This window comes from Micromonospora sp. NBRC 110037 (genome assembly GCF_001652995.1).
Classification (GTDB): Bacteria; Actinomycetota; Actinomycetes; order Mycobacteriales; family Micromonosporaceae; genus Micromonospora; species Micromonospora chalcea.
This window is the reverse complement of the sequence record NZ_BBVA01000003.1, coordinates 441,770-458,835: the sequence shown is the minus strand read 5'-3', so window position 1 is coordinate 458,835 and position 17,066 is coordinate 441,770. Positions and strand designations below refer to the sequence as shown.

Annotated in this window: 18 protein-coding genes; 14 read left to right on the top strand and 4 right to left on the bottom strand. The window is 73.4% G+C overall.

Annotated elements, in window-relative coordinates:
- Positions 1–5 precede the first annotated feature (5 nt).
- The 3 genes from A4R25_RS12145 to A4R25_RS12135 all read left to right on the top strand — a co-directional run bounded on the left by A4R25_RS12145 (position 6) and on the right by A4R25_RS12135 (position 2,963).
- A complete protein-coding gene (locus A4R25_RS12145; RefSeq protein WP_043327919.1) occupies positions 6–1,172 on the top strand; it encodes an acyl-CoA dehydrogenase family protein in 1,167 nt (388 codons plus the stop codon).
- Between the two features lie 105 nt (positions 1,173–1,277).
- Positions 1,278–2,324, top strand: a complete 1,047-nt coding sequence (locus A4R25_RS12140; RefSeq protein ID WP_205798899.1) for a type III polyketide synthase — start codon at positions 1,278–1,280, stop codon at positions 2,322–2,324.
- A gap of 39 nt (positions 2,325–2,363) precedes the next feature.
- Positions 2,364–2,963 carry a hypothetical protein gene (locus A4R25_RS12135; RefSeq protein ID WP_064446766.1) on the top strand — a complete coding sequence of 200 codons (600 nt, stop codon included), beginning with the start codon at positions 2,364–2,366 and terminating at the stop codon, positions 2,961–2,963.
- Positions 2,964–2,970: 7 nt separating this feature from the next.
- Here A4R25_RS12135 and A4R25_RS12130 read toward each other — a convergent pair whose 3' ends face one another.
- On the bottom strand, positions 2,971–3,666 hold the full coding sequence (locus A4R25_RS12130) for a hypothetical protein (protein WP_043327922.1): 696 nt from the start codon (positions 3,664–3,666) through the stop codon (positions 2,971–2,973).
- A 328-nt stretch (positions 3,667–3,994) separates the two neighbouring features.
- Between A4R25_RS12130 and A4R25_RS12125 the strand changes: the two genes are divergently transcribed.
- Both A4R25_RS12125 and ispD read left to right on the top strand, forming a co-directional pair.
- A complete protein-coding gene (locus tag A4R25_RS12125; protein WP_007073334.1) occupies positions 3,995–4,480 on the top strand; it encodes a CarD family transcriptional regulator in 486 nt (161 codons plus the stop codon).
- A gap of 53 nt (positions 4,481–4,533) precedes the next feature.
- On the top strand, positions 4,534–5,229 hold the full coding sequence (gene ispD, locus A4R25_RS12120) for a 2-C-methyl-D-erythritol 4-phosphate cytidylyltransferase (RefSeq protein ID WP_064446765.1): 696 nt from the start codon (positions 4,534–4,536) through the stop codon (positions 5,227–5,229).
- An 8-nt stretch (positions 5,230–5,237) separates the two neighbouring features.
- On the opposite strand, the gene A4R25_RS12115 is transcribed toward ispD, so the two are convergent.
- Positions 5,238–6,344: a hypothetical protein gene (locus A4R25_RS12115; RefSeq protein ID WP_197494894.1), complete on the bottom strand. Its 1,107-nt coding sequence runs from the start codon at positions 6,342–6,344 to the stop codon at positions 5,238–5,240.
- A 163-nt stretch (positions 6,345–6,507) separates the two neighbouring features.
- On the opposite strand from A4R25_RS12115, the gene ispF reads away from it, so the two are divergent.
- Positions 6,508–6,990, top strand: a complete 483-nt coding sequence (gene ispF, locus A4R25_RS12110) for a 2-C-methyl-D-erythritol 2,4-cyclodiphosphate synthase (RefSeq protein WP_064446763.1) — start codon at positions 6,508–6,510, stop codon at positions 6,988–6,990.
- A 37-nt stretch (positions 6,991–7,027) separates the two neighbouring features.
- Here the strand turns inward: ispF and A4R25_RS12105 are convergent, their stop codons facing one another.
- Positions 7,028–7,558 carry a hypothetical protein gene (locus A4R25_RS12105; protein ID WP_043327926.1) on the bottom strand — a complete coding sequence of 177 codons (531 nt, stop codon included), beginning with the start codon at positions 7,556–7,558 and terminating at the stop codon, positions 7,028–7,030.
- Positions 7,559–7,734: 176 nt separating this feature from the next.
- On the opposite strand from A4R25_RS12105, the gene A4R25_RS12100 reads away from it, so the two are divergent.
- From A4R25_RS12100 to A4R25_RS12090, 3 genes are read left to right on the top strand one after another with little or no spacing between them, the layout of a single operon-like run.
- A complete protein-coding gene (locus tag A4R25_RS12100) occupies positions 7,735–9,087 on the top strand; it encodes a BTAD domain-containing putative transcriptional regulator (protein ID WP_064446762.1) in 1,353 nt (450 codons plus the stop codon).
- A gap of 50 nt (positions 9,088–9,137) precedes the next feature.
- Positions 9,138–10,226 carry a lipopolysaccharide assembly protein LapB gene (locus tag A4R25_RS12095; protein ID WP_064446857.1) on the top strand — a complete coding sequence of 363 codons (1,089 nt, stop codon included), beginning with the start codon at positions 9,138–9,140 and terminating at the stop codon, positions 10,224–10,226.
- A 46-nt stretch (positions 10,227–10,272) separates the two neighbouring features.
- The gene (locus A4R25_RS12090; RefSeq protein ID WP_064446761.1) at positions 10,273–11,313 is read left to right on the top strand and encodes an NAD(P)-dependent alcohol dehydrogenase; all 1,041 of its coding nucleotides are present in this window, start codon (positions 10,273–10,275) and stop codon (positions 11,311–11,313) included.
- Positions 11,314–11,368: 55 nt separating this feature from the next.
- Here the strand turns inward: A4R25_RS12090 and A4R25_RS12085 are convergent, their stop codons facing one another.
- Positions 11,369–12,535 (bottom strand): homogentisate 1,2-dioxygenase, encoded by a 1,167-nt coding sequence (locus tag A4R25_RS12085; RefSeq protein WP_043327929.1) that lies wholly within the window; start codon positions 12,533–12,535, stop codon positions 11,369–11,371.
- A 94-nt stretch (positions 12,536–12,629) separates the two neighbouring features.
- Here A4R25_RS12085 and A4R25_RS12080 point away from each other — a divergent pair, with 94 nt between their 5' ends.
- The 5 genes from A4R25_RS12080 (at position 12,630) to A4R25_RS12060 (ending at position 17,048) form a co-directional block, all read left to right on the top strand.
- On the top strand, positions 12,630–13,496 hold the full coding sequence (locus tag A4R25_RS12080; protein ID WP_064446760.1) for a hypothetical protein: 867 nt from the start codon (positions 12,630–12,632) through the stop codon (positions 13,494–13,496).
- Between the two features lie 53 nt (positions 13,497–13,549).
- A complete protein-coding gene (fahA, locus tag A4R25_RS12075) occupies positions 13,550–14,749 on the top strand; it encodes a fumarylacetoacetase (RefSeq protein WP_064446856.1) in 1,200 nt (399 codons plus the stop codon).
- A 174-nt stretch (positions 14,750–14,923) separates the two neighbouring features.
- Complete coding sequence (locus A4R25_RS12070) at positions 14,924–15,133, top strand: DUF397 domain-containing protein (RefSeq protein WP_043327931.1); 210 nt, start codon at positions 14,924–14,926, stop codon at positions 15,131–15,133.
- A 114-nt stretch (positions 15,134–15,247) separates the two neighbouring features.
- Entirely contained in the window at positions 15,248–15,730 is a 483-nt protein-coding gene (locus A4R25_RS12065; protein WP_064446759.1) for an SRPBCC family protein, read from the top strand.
- A 67-nt stretch (positions 15,731–15,797) separates the two neighbouring features.
- Positions 15,798–17,048: a PQQ-binding-like beta-propeller repeat protein gene (locus tag A4R25_RS12060; RefSeq protein WP_064446758.1), complete on the top strand. Its 1,251-nt coding sequence runs from the start codon at positions 15,798–15,800 to the stop codon at positions 17,046–17,048.
- Positions 17,049–17,066 lie beyond the last annotated feature (18 nt).

Genomic DNA, 17,066 nt, shown 5'->3' with positions numbered 1-17,066 from the left:
GCGACATGACTGTGCACGCGCTGGAGGCGGCCCGCCGGTTGGCGCCGCGACTGGCCGCCCGCGCGGCCGGGCACGACCGCGACGGCTCGTTCCCCGTGGAAGACTTCGCGGACCTGCGGGCGGCCGGGCTGTTCGGGCTGATGGTGCCGCCCGAGCTGGGTGGCGCGGGCGCGAGCTTCGCCGAGTACGCGGCGGTCGCCACCGAACTGGCCCGGGGCAACGGCGCGACCGCGCTGGTGTTCAACATGCACGCCTCGGTCACCGGCGCGCTGGGCGCGGTCACCGAGGAACTGGCCGAGGCGCTCGGCGTACCGGATGAGGCGCTTGCGGCGCGGGACCGGCTGCTGCGCGCGGCGGCCGACGGCGCCTGGTACGCGGTGGCGATGAGCGAACGCGGCGCCGGTGCCCGGCTGTCGCAGCTCAGCACCGTCTACGAGCCGGTCGAGGGCGGCTGGCACATCAAGGGCAGCAAGACGTTCTGCTCCGGCGCCGGCCACCCGGACGGCTACCTGGTGGCTGCCCGCAGCGCCGCCGACCAGTCGGTGGTGTCGCAGTTCCTGGTCCCGGCCGGGGACGGGATCACCGTGGAGCCCACCTGGGACTCGCTCGGCATGCGGGCCACCTCGTCGCACGACGTGCACCTGGACGTGACGGTTCCGGCCGACCGGCTGCTCGGCGGCGTCGAGGGGCTGGCTCTGGTGGTCGCGCAGCTCATGCCGCACTGGCTGGTGGCGAGCTACGCGGCGGTCTACGTGGGCGTGGCCCGGGCCGCGATCGACGCGGCCGCCGAGCACCTCAACGCCCGCAACCTCGCCGGGCTGCCCGCGGTGCGGGCCCGCCTGGGCCGGGCGGACGCGGCCACCGCCGCCGCCGAACTGGTGGTCGCCGAGGCGGCCCGCCGGGTCGACGAGGCGCCCGGCGACGCCGAGACGAACCGCTGGGTGTGGCGGGCCAAGCTGCTGGCCGGCACCACCGCCGCCGAGGTCGCCGCCTCGATGCTGGAGGCGGCCGGCACCTCGGCGACCCGGCGCGGGCATCCGCTGGAGCGGCTCTACCGGGACGCCCGCTGTGGTTCGCTGCACCCGGCCACGTCCGACGTGTGCGCCGACTGGCTCGGCATCGCCGCGCTCGGCGGCGACCCGGACCGGGACAGCGCGCTCCCTCGTTGGTGAAGCGCGAGGAGCGAGCCGGTTTTGCGAGCCCCGCAGTCGCGAACGAAAGGCTGCCGGGTGACCAGGGTTGGTGCGAGAGATGAGGGAGGGGTGGGGGACGTGGGCATGCCGGTGATCGCGGGCCTGGGTACGGCGCATCCGCCGGGCGCGGACCAGGACGAGCTGTGGACGGGTTTCTTCGCGGGGCACTTCCAGGGGAACACCCGGGCGCTGGCGCAGCGGATCTTCGCTAACTCGGGCGTCACCCGGCGGCAGGCGGCGGTCAACCCGCTGCTGGAGGACGTCTCGGAGTGGCCGACCGAGCGCCGGATGCGCCGCTACCAGGTCGAGGCGCTGCCGCTGGGCAAGGAGGCGGTCAGCCGGGCGCTCACCGCCGCCGGCCTGGACGCCGCCGACATCGGGATGTTCATCGTCTGCTCCTGCACCGGGTACGCCACCCCGGGGCTGGACATCCTGCTCGCCCGGGACCTCGGCATGTCGCCGAGCACCCAGCGCATGTTCGTCGGGCACATGGGCTGCTACGCGGCCCTGCCCGGGCTGGGCGCGGCGAGCGACTTCGTCACCGCCCGGGGGCGTCCCGCGCTGCTGCTCTGCGCGGAGTTGACCAGCCTGCACATCCAGCCGCCGGGCGCCCGGGTGGACACCCAGCAGATCGTCTCCCACGCGCTGTTCTCGGACGCCGCGGTCGCCGCCGTGGTCGTCCCCGGGGGCCGGGGGTACGCGCTGCGCGAGGTCACCTCGGTCACCGACACCTCCACGGCCGACCACATGACGTGGGACGTCACCGACACCGGCTTCCGGATGGGGCTGTCGCCAAAGGTGCCGCAGGTCCTCTCCCGGCACGTGCGGACCTTGGTCGACGAGCTGCTGGCACGGCACGGGTGCGAACGCTCCGACGTGGACGGCTGGGCGGTGCACCCGGGCGGGCCGCGGATCCTCAACGTGGTGGAGCGTGAGCTGGCGCTGCCGCCGGACGGGCTCGCCGCCTCCCGGGGGACGCTCGCCGAGCACGGCAACTGTTCGTCCCCGACGACGCTGCTGATCCTGGACCGGCTGTGGCGTACGGAGCCGTCACCACCGCGCTGGGTGGTGATGCTCGCGTTCGGGCCGGGGCTGACGCTCTACGCGGCGCTGCTGGAACGCGTGGGCTGACGGGTCGCCCCGGTCGCGCCGCGCCGATACGCTGCCCGCATGGCCTCCGAGGAGCGGGACGGGCGGGCGTTGCTGGCCGGCCTGACCGTCCTGGCGCTGTTGCTCGGCTCGGCCTGGTGGCGGTCGGCGGCCCCGCAGCCCGGCCCGGCCACGTCGGCCGCGCCCGCGAGCGTGGATCTGGCCCCGCGCAACTGGCGGGTCGACCCGTCGACGGGCGAAGCGCGTCCGGTGCCACGCGCCGGGCGCGAAGCGGCGTTGGACAACCGCCGCGTGCCGCGTGCCGAGCCGGACCGCTCGGTGGTGATACGGGTGGAGGACGACGGCACGACGCGTCTGCTCCAGGTGTCGCACGTCGTGTGGCGGGAGAGGTCCCGGCTGACGCCGGGCGGGCCGCCTGTCGTCCGGCAGGTACGGCCCACGCGGGGCGACAACTACCGGCTGTCGGTGAGCTGCGCCGGTGACGGGCTGGTCGTCGTACTCGTCTCCGGCCTCGGGGACGACGAGTTCCGGCGGGCGCTGCGCTGCGGCGGGCAGCTGGACGTGCCGGTGGTGGGCGGCAGTGGCGAGCTGGTGCAGATGCGGTTCGTCGCGATAAGGGGCCGGGCCGACCTGGACGCCCGGCTCGAGGCGCTCTACTGACGGTCGTTCAGCCGGCCAGCCGGGCCAGGTCGGCCCGGTAGTCCGACAGCGGGCCCAGCTCCGGCACCACCCGCACCAGCGCGCCCTGCCGGTCCACCAGCAGCGCCGGGGCGATGCCGGGCTGGGCGGACAGGTGCAGGTAGGAGCGCAGCCCGCCGGCCGGGTCGCCGAGTGGGCGTACCCCCGGGACGCTCGCCGAGCCGGCCCGCCGGCCCGCGGTCACGGTGACCACCGTGACGCCGGGCGGGGCGGCTCCGGCCGCCGCGGTGACCTGCTCGGCGCAGGCGCAGGCGTCGGTCAGGATGATCATGGCGGGCAGCATGCTGCGCAGCGGCACCGGCACGTCGTCTGCGCCGACCAGGTCCAGCGCGGGAAGCGGGCCGACCGGTTGCGGCGCTGCGCCGCCGCCGTGGGGGAGCACTGTCGGTGCGCCGGACCGGGTGGCGCGTGGCCAGGTGACCGCCGCGAGGCCGGCGAGTGTGATCAGCACCGATACGAGCAGGATCAGCGCCGGTAGTCCGAGGCGGAGTGAGCCGGTGCGCCGGCCGGCGGCCGTTCGTGCCCGCCGTAGCTCCCGGCGGACCTGCCGGGCCTCGTCGGCGAGCGCCGAGGCGTCGTCCGGGACGACCACGCGGCCCCACTCCGGGGGCAGGCCGGGGAGCCCGTCCGGCGGCCCCTGGCCGTCAGCGTCAGGCACGCCCATCGGACCCCCAGGAACGTCTCGGTGAGCGGACGTCGCGTCCTCTCCCAGCGTCCCGCACCGGCCGCCGTAACGCCACACCTGGGCGCGGACGGACTTGCGGAGCTACCATGGAAGGAGCGCATTGCCCTAGATCTGGACGCTCCCGTCACCCCTTACCGGGTTGTCACGTGATCCTCACGGAGCGTGTTGAAACCATCGGTTTGGCCGCCTGTCAAGCTGAAGAAATACCTCTCACAGGGCCCCTGAGCTGCGCCAACGGTCAGGACAGCGGTGAGACATCGGTGCCTGAGCGTGTTACCCTAGACACAGCGAAAGGGGTTTCGAACCTATGGTTTTCAGTGTCGGCGAGACCGTTGTTTACCCCCACCACGGGGCCGCACTCATCGAGGCAATCGAGACTCGGGTCATCAAGGGCGAGCCCAAGCAATACCTCGTCCTGAGGGTCGCACAGGGTGACCTGACGGTCCGGGTTCCCGCCGAGAACGCCGAGATCGTGGGTGTGCGCGAGGTGGTTGGCGAAGAGGGCCTGGGCAAGGTCTTCGACGTGCTCCGTGCACCACACACCGAGGAGCCGACCAACTGGTCGCGGCGTTACAAGGCGAATCTGGAGAAGCTGGCCTCCGGTAACCCGCTGAAGGTGGCCGAGGTCGTCCGCGACCTGTGGCGCCGGGAGCGGGAGCGGGGCCTGTCGGCGGGCGAGAAGCGGATGCTCGCCAAGGCTCGTGACATTCTCGTCGGCGAGGTCGCGCTGGCCGAGAAGAGCACCAAGGACGAGGCCGAGACGCTGCTCGACAAGGTGCTGACCGAGGCCTGATCCACACCTCTGCCTCTACCCACCCCGCAGCGAACGAATCCGAGGACCGCGACGTGACCGCGCAGCTCAATCCGCGCGGTGACGTCGCGGTCCTCGTTCCTGCGGCCGGTGCCGGCGTACGCCTCGGACCCGGCGCCCCCAAGGCGCTCCGCCCGCTCGCCGGTGAACCACTGCTCGTGCACGCCGTCCGCCGGGTCGCCGCCGCGCCCTCGGTGCACACGATCGTGGTGGCCGCACCGGCCACCGAGGTCGAGGCGGTACGCGCGATGCTGGCGCCCGTGGCGCCGGTGACAGTGGTGCCCGGTGGCGCCGAGCGCCAGGCGTCGGTGGCGGCGGCTCTCGCAGCGGTGCCCGCCGGTCCGGAGATCGTCCTGGTGCACGACGCCGCCCGTGCGCTCACCCCGCCGGGCCTGGTCGAGTCGGTGGCGGCGGCGGTCCGCGACGGGCACGACGCGGTGATCCCGGTGCTGCCGGTGGTCGACACCGTCAAGGAGGTCGACGCGGCCGAGCGGGTGCTCGGCACCGTCGACCGGTCCGCGTTGCGGGCGGTCCAGACGCCGCAGGGCTTCCGCCGCTCGGTACTGCTCGCGGCCCACCGGTCGGCGGGTGACGCGCTCACCGACGACGCCGGGCTGGTCGAGAAGCAGGGGATCGCGGTCAGCTGCGTACCCGGCTCCGAGCTGGCCCTGAAGATCACCCGCCCGTTCGACCTGTCCCTGGCCGAACACCTGCTGTCCACCGGCGTCTGACGTACTCCTCACAGGTCGGCGGTGGATCGAGCCCGGCGCAGGCGGTCTCGGACGACATACCGCTGACCCTGGGTGAAGGCGCTACCTCTGCCTCGGCTGTGATGCGGGATGGGCGTCGGTAGCGTCAGGTGGCCAGCCGAACCTGGCGCGGTGAGGCCGAATACCTGATAGCGCCCTTCGGTCCACCCCTGCTTGCGGCTGACCTCGATGATGTCGGCGAGGAGGGCGTCGCGCCGTTCGCCCGTCGCTCGGAGCCGGTTCACCTCACCGACTGTCCAATCGACGTTGTCGAGCCGAAAGAGAATCTTGGGCACCTCTGGAAGGATCTGGCGCTGAGAGTAGAAGGCCAGATGATCCACAGGTTGAAATGATCTGCCCGCCTGGCAGACGTACGCTCGCGTAGACTGATAGAGCCCCCATGCGTTCCTGGCGGGGACCACCACGGTGTCGTTGCGGGCGGCTGGGCGCAGTCGGTGCACCTCGGTCACCCGCTCGATCCTCCTGAGCCAGCGGGCGGCGTCCGGGTCCGCCCACGCGACGACATCGATCATCTGGCTGAGGCGGAACGGCACGTCGGTGGCGAGAAGCGAATCATGATGAGCCAGCCGATTGCGGAACACCCGGAGGGCATTCATGGCGCTGGCGACATCGTGGCGCTTGCCGGACGAGTAGGGGAAGGCGCGGTGCAGGGCCTCCCGCCAGAGTTGCTCGTGCTCCGAACCCAACATCGAGACCCAGAAGCCGAAGCTCAAGCCCGCGATGATTTGGTCGCGGGTTTCCTTCTGGGAGTGCTCTCGACGCAAGCGCGCGCGGACCTCGGAGACGTTTCGATCGATTCCATCCTGCACCTGGCGCTTACCGCTGACCGTCAGAAGGAACCATGGGATACCGCGGCCCGGCTCGTTGAGGTGCGCCCTCATCTCCCGATCTATCGCGTTGCGGGTGACGACCTCGACGTAGTGAAACGCCTCGAACGACGCGCCCGTCAGGGCGACGCTCCACTCGTAAAGCTCACAGGCCTTGCTCTCGTCGCCACCGGCGGCAGCCAGATAGGGATGGAACCTGCCGAGGGAGATCCAGTGATGCACGGTTCGCGCATGGGGGTGTGGCGTCACGGACTGGATGCTAAGCGTGACGATCGCGGCGGATTGTCCGGCGCGCCGACGGCAAGAAAGAGCCCCAGGCGCATGCGCGAGGCAGAGGCGACACTGGGGCGTACAGAAACCAAGCTAACCACAGCCCGGGCGGCCGTCAAGGCGCAGCGCGTACCCTCTGGTCATGATCGTTCCTCGGGTGGCCGTCGGCACCGACGTGCACGCGTTCGCGGCCGGGCGGCCCTGCTGGGTCGCGGGCCTGCACTGGCCGGACCAGGACGGCCTGGCCGGTCACTCCGACGCCGACGTGGCGGCGCACGCCGCCTGCAACGCGCTGCTCTCCGCCGCCGGCCTGGGTGACCTGGGCGCGAACTTCGGGGTGGACCAGCCGGAGTGGGCCGGTGCCTCCGGGGTGGCGCTGCTGACCGAGAGCGCGCGCCGGGTACGGGCGGCGGGCTTCCAGATCGGCAACGTGTCGGTGCAGGTCGTCGGCAACCGCCCCAAGATCGGGCCGCGCCGGGAGGAAGCGCAGCGGGTGCTCTCCGAGGCGGTCGGCGCGCCGGTGACCGTCTCCGCCGCCACCACCGACGGCCTCGGCTTCACCGGGCGTGGGGAAGGACTGGCCGGGATCGCGGTGGCCCTGGTCTACAAGGCCCCGGCCGGCTGACGCGGTGACCGGGGACGCCGGTCACCGCGTCACCCGATCAGTCAACGTCGGTGCAGACGTTGTGGGTCGTGCCGTGGAGCATCGTGATGGTCTTGTCGTAGGTGGGGGAGAACTCCACCCGGAACTGGCCGTCGACGATCCACAGCCCCTTCGGCAGCGTGCCGGCGTTCTCCCGGAAGCCGAGCAGCACCGGCCCGGTCACGTACCAGGTCATCGAGCCGTCGGTGCGGTAGTCGACGAGCGAGGTGCCGCTCGCGTCAGCGGTGGACGTGGCGCCGGTCTCCAGGTTCGTCACCCGGTTGATCAGGGCGCCGGTGAACAGTTCCCGCTTCGGTGCGCCGTCCGGATACGTGGCGAGCGTCAACTTGCGCACCTCGTCCACGATCGGCTCCACGCGTACCGCGAACTCGCATCGCGCGCCGGCGGGCAACTCGAATGGCGCCTGCGGGGCCGGCTCCCAGGCGCCGACGCCGTGGTGCCGGTCCGGCGCGGCGGTCGCCGAGCCGGGTAGCGCCGCGACAACCACTGCCACAACCGCCGCCACCGCGACGCTCATCCTGAAACGCATGTCCGCTCTCCATCTCGTCGGGGGTCAGGGCGGTCAGGATCGCCGGGCCGGCTCACCACGGGCTGACCGCACTGTGCGGAGCCGTTCCGAGCGGGCGGACCGGACGACCGGACGGCTGACCATGCGATCACCGCCGCACGGCAACCTCCGGCCCGGATCGACCGGTCCTGTTCGGTATGGAGTTCCGCCTGCTCGGGCCGTTCGAGGCCCGCCACGACGGTCGGCCGGTCGAGGTCGGCAGCCGACGCCAGGAGCGATGCCTGCTCGGGATGCTGCTGCTCGACGTGGGGCGCGTGGTGCCGACCGACCGCCTCATCGACCTGCTCTGGAACGGCCGGCCGCCGGCCGCCGCTCGGGGCGTGGTGCAGACGTATGTCGGGCGGCTGCGGGGCTCGCTCCACGCGTACGGGGTGCGGATCAGCACCCGGGGCGAGGGCTACGTGGTCGAGGAGGACGGGCACCGGGTCGACGTCGACGAGTTCGCCGAACTGGTCCGGAGGGCCGGGAGAGCCGCCGATCCCGCCGAGCGGGTGCGGTCGCTCGACCGGGCGCTGGCTCTCTGGCGCGGGCCGTTGCTCGCCGACGCGGCGGACGATGAGCTGCGGTACCGGCTGCACGGCACTGTCGAGGAGCTGCGCCTGGTGGCCGTGGAGCTACGGGCCGAGGCGCAGCTCGCGCTGGGCCAGCACACGCGGGCGATCGCCGAACTGCTGCCGCTGGCCGCCGAGCACCCGACGCGGGAACACCTCGTGGCGGTCCTGATGACCGCCCTGTACCGGGGTGCCCGGCGGGCCGACGCGCTGCGCCTCTACCGCGCCACGCGGGACCTGCTCGTGGCCGACTTCGGTGTCGAGCCGGGGCCCCGGCTCCGCGAGGTGCAGCGGCGGGTGCTCGCGGGCGACGACCGCCTGGACCGGGTCGGCCGGCCGATGCACGAGATCCGGGTGAACGACGAGAGCCTGCCGTGGAGCGTGGGCGGCCACCCGGCCCTGGACTTCTGCAACACCCTCGCCGGTTGGGGGCGCGAGTCCCCGTTGCCCGGCGCCGAGTGGCTGCGCGGCTATCGCACCCTTGCTGTCTGGGCCGGTCATGTCGGGCTGGTGGACGAGGTGTCGATGAACCGTCTGCTTCACCTCGCCCGGCGCGATCCCGGCGCGGCGGAGGTGGTGCTCGACGAGGCCCGTACGCTCCGCGCCGCGCTCTACGCCAGCCTGGTCGACCCGGACGACGGCCCGGCCTTCGAAGCGGTCGCCCGGGCCGCCGAGGCCGCCGCCCGTACGCTCGCGTTCCGGCGCGCGGTCGACGGACGCGGTCGCTGGTGGCCGGACCTCGCCGCCGGCCTTCGGGTGCCGGTGCACGCCGCTGCGTTCAGCGGCGCGCAACTGCTCGCCGATCCGGCCCGGTTCACCGTGCGGGCCTGCCCGGACCGGAGCTGCGGGTGGTTGTTCCTGGACGAGAGCGGGCTGCGCCGGTGGTGCAGCCTCGGGACGTGCGGCGGCCGGGCGGGCGTCGCCTGCCGGAGTTCCTGACGACGGGAGCTGTCGGCAGCTGGTGGGCCGGGGCGGATACGCTCGCCGGGATGCCGAGTGACGCCGCACCCGACCAGTCCGCCTCCGACGGCTACCTGCAACGCGCCCATCTCCTCGCCGAGCTGGGCCGCTACGACGAGGGCATCGGCGAACTCACCGCGCTGCTCGCGGACGAGCCCGGGCACCTGCCCGCGTTGACCATGCTGGCCCGGATGCACCTGGCCGCCGGGCGTCCGGTGGAGGCGCTGGCCGTCGCCGAGACGGCCGTGACCCCAGTTCCGGACGCCGTGACAGCCGACGGCGAAACGTCCGCCGTCGAGCCGCCCACTGCCGCTGAGACGTCCGGGACGCGTGCCGCCGAAGCGGCCGGGGGTGTCCTGCCGGTGCTCGTGGCCCGTGGCTTCGCGCTGCTCGACCTCGAACGCTGGAAGCCCGCAGCGGCCACCGCCGACGAGATCCTGGCGCGCGGTCCGGGCGACGCGTACGCGCAGCGCAGCGCCGCCGCCATTCTCTCCGCGTCGCGCAACGGGCAGGCGGCGCTGGACGCGGCGTGGCGGGGTGTCGAGCTGGCCCCGGAGGAGCCGGAGGCGCACCTGGTGCTGGGCCTGGTCGCGGTGCGGCTGCAACTGTTCGACCTGGCCGAGCGGGCCTACCGGGAGGCGCTGCGGCTGGACCCGGAGCTGGGCGAGGCGGGGCAGGACGTGGGCGTGGCCCGGCTGGAGCGACGCCGCTACGCCGAGACGCTGGAGCACCTGACCGCGCTGGCGGACCTGCCGGTGGCCCGGCCCGACCCGGTCCGGACCGTGGACGACGGCATCCGGCGGCTCCTGCTGTCGGTGGCCGGCTGGTCGCTGCTCGCGAGCCTGCTGGCCGGCGTCCTGGCCCCGGCCTCGTCCGGCGCGTCCCGGCTGTTCGCGGCGCTGTCGGTGGCCGGCGTGGCGGTGCTGCTGCGGCGTCCGGCGACGTGGCGGCCCGGCCTGCGGGAGGCGATGTCGCGCGGCCTGGCCGTGCCGGTCTGGGCGGCCGCCGCCGCGGTGCTGCTGCTTCTCGTGTACGCGCTGGTCGGCAGCCCGTGGCCGCTGGCCGGGGTGGTGACCGCGTCGGTGGTGGCCGGACTCACCGCGTTCGCTCGCCGGTGAGAGGGTAGGAGGACCGGAAACACCGGCTCAAGGAATGCGGGGACCCGTGCTCACCGTCAATGCCTACGCGGCGACGTCCGCGACCGAACCGCTCGTCCCGACCACCATCGAGCGGCGGGATCTCGGCCCGGACGACGTTCTCATCGACATCAAGTTCTCCGGCATCTGTCACTCCGACATCCACACCGCGCGCAGCGAGTGGGGCCCGACCCGCTACCCGATCGTGGTCGGCCACGAGATCGCGGGCGTGGTGCGTGAGGTCGGCTCGGCGGTCACGAAGTTCGCCGTCGGCGACCGGGTCGGCGTCGGCTGCCTGGTCGACTCCTGCCGGGAGTGCGACAACTGCCGCAAGGGGCTGGAGCAGTACTGCCTGAAGGGCAGCACCGGCACGTACGGCGGGGTGGGGCGGGACGGCAAGCCGACCCAGGGCGGCTACTCGCAGGCCATCGTGGTCACCGAGGACTTCGTGCTGCGCATCCCGGACGGCATCGAGCTGGACGCCGCCGCGCCGCTGCTCTGCGCCGGTATCACCACGTACTCGCCGCTGCGGCACTGGAACGCCGGGCCGGGCACCCGGGTGGCGGTGATCGGCATGGGCGGCCTCGGCCACATGGCCGTGAAGCTGGCCCACGCGATGGGCGCCGAGGTGACTGTGCTGTCGCAGTCGCTGAAGAAGCGGGAGGACGGGCTGCGGCTCGGTGCCGACCACTACTACGCCACCTCGGACGAGGAGACGTTCCGTGAGCTGGCCAACTCGTTCGACCTGATCATCAACACGGTCAGCGCGACCCTCGACATGGACGCGTACCTGCGGCTGCTCGCGGTGGACGGGACGCTCGTCAACGTGGGCGCGCCCGAGGATCCGCTGTCGGTGCACGCGTTCTCGCTGATCCCGGCCCGCCGGTCGTTCGCCGGGTCGAACATCGGCGGCATCGCGGAGACCCAGGAGATGCTCGACTTCTGCGCCGAGCACGGGCTGGGCGCCGAGATCGAGGTCATTGGAGCCGAGAAGATCAACGAGGCGTACGAGCGGGTGCTCGCCTCCGACGTGCGCTACCGCTTCGTCATCGACGCGTCCACGTTCTGACGACCGCGTGCGAAGGGGCCGCGTTCGTGCCGGGCGCGGCCCCTTCTCGCGTACGTCAGGGCTTGCGTGCCCAGGTCCAGGCGTAGCCGTCGTCCTCGCAGTCGGCGGCCGCGTCGCAGAGGTCGAGCGGGCGGAACGTGTCCACCATGACCGCCAGCTCGTCGAAGAACTCCGCGCCGATCGAGCGTTCGGCCGCGCCCGGCTGGGGGCCGTGGGTGAAGCCGGACGGGTGCAGCGAGATCGAGCCCTGCTCGATGCCGGAGCCGCGCCGGGCCTCGTAGTTGCCGCCGGTGTAGAACAGCATCTCGTCGGAGTCGACGTTGTGGTGGTTGTACGGCACCGGGATGGCGGCCGGGTGGTAGTCCACCTTGCGCGGCACGAACGAGCAGATCACGAAGTTCGGGCCCTGGAACGTCTGGTGCACGGGCGGCGGCTGGTGGATCCGCCCGGTGATCGGCTCGAAGTCGTGGATGGAGAACGCCCACGGGTACATGTGCCCGTCCCAGCCGACCACGTCGAACGGGTGGTTGGCGTAGACGTACCTCGTCCACCCGCGGCGGTGCTTGACGAGCACCTCCACCTCCTCGCCGTCGACGAGCAGCGGCGTGTCCGGTCCGCGGACGTCGCGCTCGCAGTAGGGCGCGTGCTCCAGGAACTGTCCGCGTACGGAGAGGTAGCGCTTGGGCGGGCCGATGTGGCCGGACGCCTCCACGGCGAGCAGCCGGGTCGGTTCGTCGCCGGTGGGCACCAGGCGGTGGATGGTCGAGGTGGGGATGACGACGTAGTCGCCCGCGACCGCGTCGAGCACGCCGAACGGCGACTCCACCCGCATCGACCCGGCCTCCAGGTAGAGGCAGTGGTCGCCGGTGGCGTCGCGGAACAGCGGTGACGGGCGGTCGGCGAGCACGTACGCGATGCGTACGTCGTCGTTGGCGAGCAGGTACTGCCGGCCGAGCACCGGGTCCGCGCCGGTGCCGTCGAGCTTGTGGGTGCGCAGGTGACGCGGCTTGAGCGGCAGGTTCGGCACGCGGGTGACGGTGGGCGGGGCGAACTCCTCGGCGGCGAGGATCGCGGTCGGCGCGTGCCGGTGGTAGAGCAGCGACGAGTCGGAGGAGAAGCCCTCCTGGCCGACCAGTTCCTCCGCGTAGAGCGTGCCGTCGGGCTGGCGGAACTGGGTGTGGCGCTTGCGCGGCACGTCGCCGACGCTGCGGTAGTACGGCATTTCGCCTCCCGATATGTCCCGTTCTCCGGCCGGTGGCGTCCGATAATCGGACGCTGTTGTCCGTTCCTCGTAGCGTCCCGTACATTCTTGTCTCGTGTCAACGCAGGTGCCCCGCCTCCTCTCCGGCCTGGTGGACGACGCCGCGGTCTTTCCGCCCGGAAACGCCGCGCTGCCCGACGCGGTGACCGCGCACCGCACCCACCGCGCCGCCTGGTACGCCGACATGGTCGGCCCGCTGCTGCTGCCCGCCTCGGAGATCCAGCGCGGGTCGCTGCGCGGCCTGGTGGACCCGGCCGAAGGGCTGGTCATCGGGCTGATCGGCGACACCGGCCTGGACCAGCTCCCGCAGGCGCTGGACGCGCTCGCGCCCGACGGGGTGACCGCCCGGCAGATCGAGGCGCCGGTCGCCAAGCGCGGCGAGGACCCGCAACCCGGGCTGTCCGAACTGGTCGCGCTCGCCGACCAGCTCGACGGCACCGCTGTCTACGCGGAGATCCCGCTGACCTTCGGGCTGACGGGCGCGCTCGACACGCTCGCCGAGGCGCGCGCGGGCGGGCTGCCGGTGGCCGCCAAGTTCCGTACCGGCGGGCTCGCCGCCGAGCTGTTCCCCACCCCGGTCGAGCTGGCCGCGGTGATCTGCGCCTGCCGGGACCGTAAGCTGCCGTTCAAGCTCACCGCCGGGCTGCACCACGCGATCCGGCACCGCGACCCGGAGACCGGCTTCAACCACCACGGTTTCGTCAACGTGCTGGGCGCCACGCTCGCCGCGGTCGGGGGCGCCGAGGTGGACGGCGTGGCCGAGCTGCTCGCCGCCACCGACCCGGTCCGTGTGGTCGAGCCGGCGCGGGCGCACCGCGACGCCGAGCGTCCGCTCTGGGTCGGGTACGGCTCGTGCAGCATCTCCGAACCACTTACCGATCTGATCCGGCTGGGGCTGGTGAACGGAGGCTTCGAGGCATGACCGAACGCACCGAGCGGAGCGAGGGCCGTGAGGGCGTGCCCGGCCGGCACGGTATGACCTGGGTACCAGGGGCGGCGGGGTCGCCGTACGGGGTGACGAACCTGCCGTACGGCGTGTTCCGGCACGGCGAGGGCGAGCCGCGTATCGGCGTCCGCATCGGTGACTTCGCACTGGACCTGGCCGGCGCGGAGGCCGCCGGTCTGGTGCTGGCCGGCGGGGCGCTGGGCCGGCCGACGCTCAACGCCTTCATGGCGCTCGGCCGCCCGCAGTGGACGGCGGTCCGGCAGCGGGTCGTCGAGCTGCTCACCGAGCCGGAGCACCGGGCGGCGGTCGAGCCGCTGCTGATGCCGCTGCGCGAGGTCGAGATGCTGCTGCCGTTCGAGGTGGCCGACTACGTCGACTTCTACTCCTCCGAGCACCACGCCTCGAACGTCGGACAGATCTTCCGGCCCGGCCAGCCGCCGCTGCTGCCGAACTGGAAGCACGTACCGATCGGCTACCACGGCCGGGCCGGCACCGTGGTCGTCTCCGGCACCCCGGTGATCCGCCCGACCGGGCAGCGCGCCAGCGCGCAGGGCCCGACCACCGGCGCGTCGGTACGGCTGGACATCGAGGCCGAGGTGGGCTTCGTGGTGGGCGTACCGAGCCGGTTGGGCGAGCGGGTGCCGGTGGCCGACTTCGCCGACCACGTCTTCGGTGTGGTGCTCGTCAACGACTGGTCGGCCCGGGACATCCAGGCGTGGGAGTACCAGCCGCTCGGGCCGTTCCTCGGCAAGTCGTTCGCCACGTCCGTCTCGGCCTGGGTGACGCCGCTGGAGGCGCTCGCCGACGCGTTCGTACCCGCGCCGGACCAGGACCCGCCGGTGCAGGACTATCTGCGCGACACGCCGCACCTCGGGTTGGACCTGACGTTGTCGGTGCAGTGGAACGGCGAGCGGGTCGCCGAGCCGCCGTTCGCCGGCATGTACTGGACCCCGGCGCAGCAGCTCGCCCACCTCACCGTCAACGGCGCATCGCTGCGTACCGGCGACCTCTACGCCTCCGGCACCGTCTCCGGGCCGGAGCGCGGCCAGGTCGGGTCGTTCCTGGAGCTGACCTGGGGTGGGTCCGAGCCGGTCAAGTTCGCCGACGGCAGCGAGCGGACGTTCCTGGAGGACGGCGACACGGTGACGATCACCGCCACCGCGCCCGGCCCGGACGGCACCACTGTCGCGCTGGGCGAGGTCACCGGGACGATCCTCCCGGCCCGCTGAGTTCTGCCTTCCCGAACGGCCCCGGTCGCACCCGATGTGCGACCGGGGCCGTTTCCTTCCGCGTTTATCGCTCCGGATCACGTACGCCCCGGACGGCGGCTCCCGGCCGGAACGGAGCCGCCGATGGTGCCGGGTCGGGGGGCGTACCCGGGTAGCCGAACAGGAAGGACGAGCATGACCGAGTTGACCGGCGCCGTCTGGCGCACCAGCAGCCGCTCGAACGATCAGGGCCTCTGCGTCGAGGTGGCGACGAACGTGGTCGCCGCGCACGGCGTGGTGGGCGTACGCGACTCCAAGGACCCGGACGGCCCGGCGCTCGCGGTGAGCCCCCCGGGCTGGGCCGCGTTCGTCACCGCGCTGCGGGGCGGTTCGTTCCGCGGCTGACCGTCAGTGCCACACCCCGGTGCCCCGACGATCGGGGCACCGGCGGTGGAAATGTCACAGCGAGGCTCCCCGTTTCCGGTCACGGCCCGTACCGTGTACGACACGGGAGGTGCCATGTCGACGGTCACGGTGTCCGCATTCATCGAAGCGCAGGCCGCCGACCTGTGGCGCCTGCTGACCGACCTCCCGGCCCGCGCCGACTGGCTCTCGGCGGTGAGCGCGGTCGAGGTCCTCGGCGCCGGCGGGTTCGGGCCCGGCTCGACCTGGCGGGAGACCCGCGTCCGGCCGGACGGCGGCGCCGAACCGGAGGAGTTCGAGGTGATCGAGGCGGTCGCCCCGAGCCGCCTGGTGCTCGGCTCGCGCGGCGCCGGCGCGGACTACCGCATCACCTGGACGCTGCGCACCGTCGAGCGGCGACGCCGCGGCTGCACCGAGGTCACGGTCGAGCAGGAGGCGGCGCCGACCCGCCCGTACGGCCGGGTGTTGGCCCTGATCCTCGGCGGCCTGGCCGCCCGCGCGGTGGAGGGCGCGCTCCGACGCGACCTGGCCGACCTGGCGTCGGCCGCCGGACCGGCCCGGTCCTCCGAGGCCGCCTGAGCCGACCTGGCCGCTCGCCGCGCCCGGCCCGGACCTGGCCGGTAGGGTGCCGGGTCGGAGGTGACGGATGGCGAAGGCCGCGAGGCGGCGGGCCGTGGTGGCGCTGGTGGCGGTACTCGCCGTCGCGGCGACGGTCGCCGTGGTGGTCCGGGTGCTGGCGCCGGCCGAGGTCGAGACCGTCGCCCGGGAGCCGTACCCGGCGGCGCCCGCGCCGACCGCCGGGGTGATCGGGCGGCTGCCGGTGGCGCCGCTCGTCGTCGACGGCCGGCTGCGCGTCTACGCGGGCGCCCGTCAGGTGTACGCGGACCAGCCGGTCACCGGGCGGCACCGGGTCACCCCGTTCTGGTCGTACCGTCGCTGGCCGGCCACGTTGACCGGGGTGCTCGCCCAGGACACCACGGTGGTCAGCCGCTGGTCCGACGGGAAGCTGGTGGCACTGGACGCGCGTACCGGACGGGTCGCCTGGCGGGCCGACGGCCCGGAGCCGGGGTCGGTGCCGCAGCCGAGGCGGACCTACGCCGGCACGGTCTGGGACCCGGCCGGGCTGCACGTCGCTCGTGCCGCCGGCCGATCCGTGCTGGTGTCGGCGGGTCCCGGCGGGGTCGGCGGGTACGACCTCGCCGACGGGCGCCGGCTCTGGCGCGCCGACCTGCCCCGCGACTGCCGGGCCGACGTGGGTACGACAGCCAGCGGCGATGTGGTCGGGGTGGACAGCTGCGAGGGGCCGCCCGTGGTCGAGCTGCGGGACGCGGCGACCGGCACGGTGCGGACCCGCTGGCGTCCCCCGGACGCGCCGGATCAGCTCGTGGTCACGCCGGTCGGCTGCCCGCACGGGCACTCCGGCTGCCGCGGGTTGCGTACCGCCGGGCCGGGCGGTGCGGGCGGCAAGGGCTGGCTGGTGACCGACCCGGGCGAGCCGAGCGCCGCGCCGGGCCTGGACGCGATGGACACGGTGCTGGACGGCGAGCGGGTGGTGGACACGTCCGGCCCGGTGGTGGTCGGGCGTTCGGCGCGTACCGGCGCGGAGCTGTGGCGCAGGGCGGACATCCACCCGGCCCGGGTGCTCGCGACCGAGCCGGGGCGGGTGCACCTGCTGACCGACCGGCGGGAGCTGGTCACTGTCGACCCGCTCACCGGCGCGACCCGGTCCAGTTTCGTGCTCGACGTCGGGCGGGACGGGATCGGCTGGCGGCCGGGCCGGGCGTACGCGGTGGACGGCTACGTCGCCGTGGAACGGCTGCGGGAGAGCGCCACGCCGGAGGACGACGACCAGGGCTACTTCCTGATGGCCGAGCCGGTGCTGCTCGCCGCCACCTGACCGGCGGTTCGGCCTGCA

Coding starts and splice junctions, on each gene's coding strand:
- A4R25_RS12085 (WP_043327929.1), bottom strand. CDS start 12,535: ATGCCGTACTACCGCAGCGTCGGCGACGTGCCGCGCAAGCGCCACACC.
- A4R25_RS12095 (WP_064446857.1), top strand. CDS start 9,138: ATGCCGAGTGACGCCGCACCCGACCAGTCCGCCTCCGACGGCTACCTG.
- fahA (WP_064446856.1), top strand. CDS start 13,550: ATGACCTGGGTACCAGGGGCGGCGGGGTCGCCGTACGGGGTGACGAAC.
- A4R25_RS12100 (WP_064446762.1), top strand. CDS start 7,735: ATGGAGTTCCGCCTGCTCGGGCCGTTCGAGGCCCGCCACGACGGTCGG.
- ispF (WP_064446763.1), top strand. CDS start 6,508: ATGATCGTTCCTCGGGTGGCCGTCGGCACCGACGTGCACGCGTTCGCG.
- A4R25_RS12065 (WP_064446759.1), top strand. CDS start 15,248: ATGTCGACGGTCACGGTGTCCGCATTCATCGAAGCGCAGGCCGCCGAC.
- A4R25_RS12060 (WP_064446758.1), top strand. CDS start 15,798: ATGGCGAAGGCCGCGAGGCGGCGGGCCGTGGTGGCGCTGGTGGCGGTA.
- A4R25_RS12070 (WP_043327931.1), top strand. CDS start 14,924: ATGACCGAGTTGACCGGCGCCGTCTGGCGCACCAGCAGCCGCTCGAAC.
- A4R25_RS12130 (WP_043327922.1), bottom strand. CDS start 3,666: ATGGGCGTGCCTGACGCTGACGGCCAGGGGCCGCCGGACGGGCTCCCC.
- A4R25_RS12140 (WP_205798899.1), top strand. CDS start 1,278: ATGCCGGTGATCGCGGGCCTGGGTACGGCGCATCCGCCGGGCGCGGAC.
- A4R25_RS12125 (WP_007073334.1), top strand. CDS start 3,995: ATGGTTTTCAGTGTCGGCGAGACCGTTGTTTACCCCCACCACGGGGCC.
- A4R25_RS12105 (WP_043327926.1), bottom strand. CDS start 7,558: ATGCGTTTCAGGATGAGCGTCGCGGTGGCGGCGGTTGTGGCAGTGGTT.
- A4R25_RS12145 (WP_043327919.1), top strand. CDS start 6: ATGACTGTGCACGCGCTGGAGGCGGCCCGCCGGTTGGCGCCGCGACTG.
- A4R25_RS12135 (WP_064446766.1), top strand. CDS start 2,364: ATGGCCTCCGAGGAGCGGGACGGGCGGGCGTTGCTGGCCGGCCTGACC.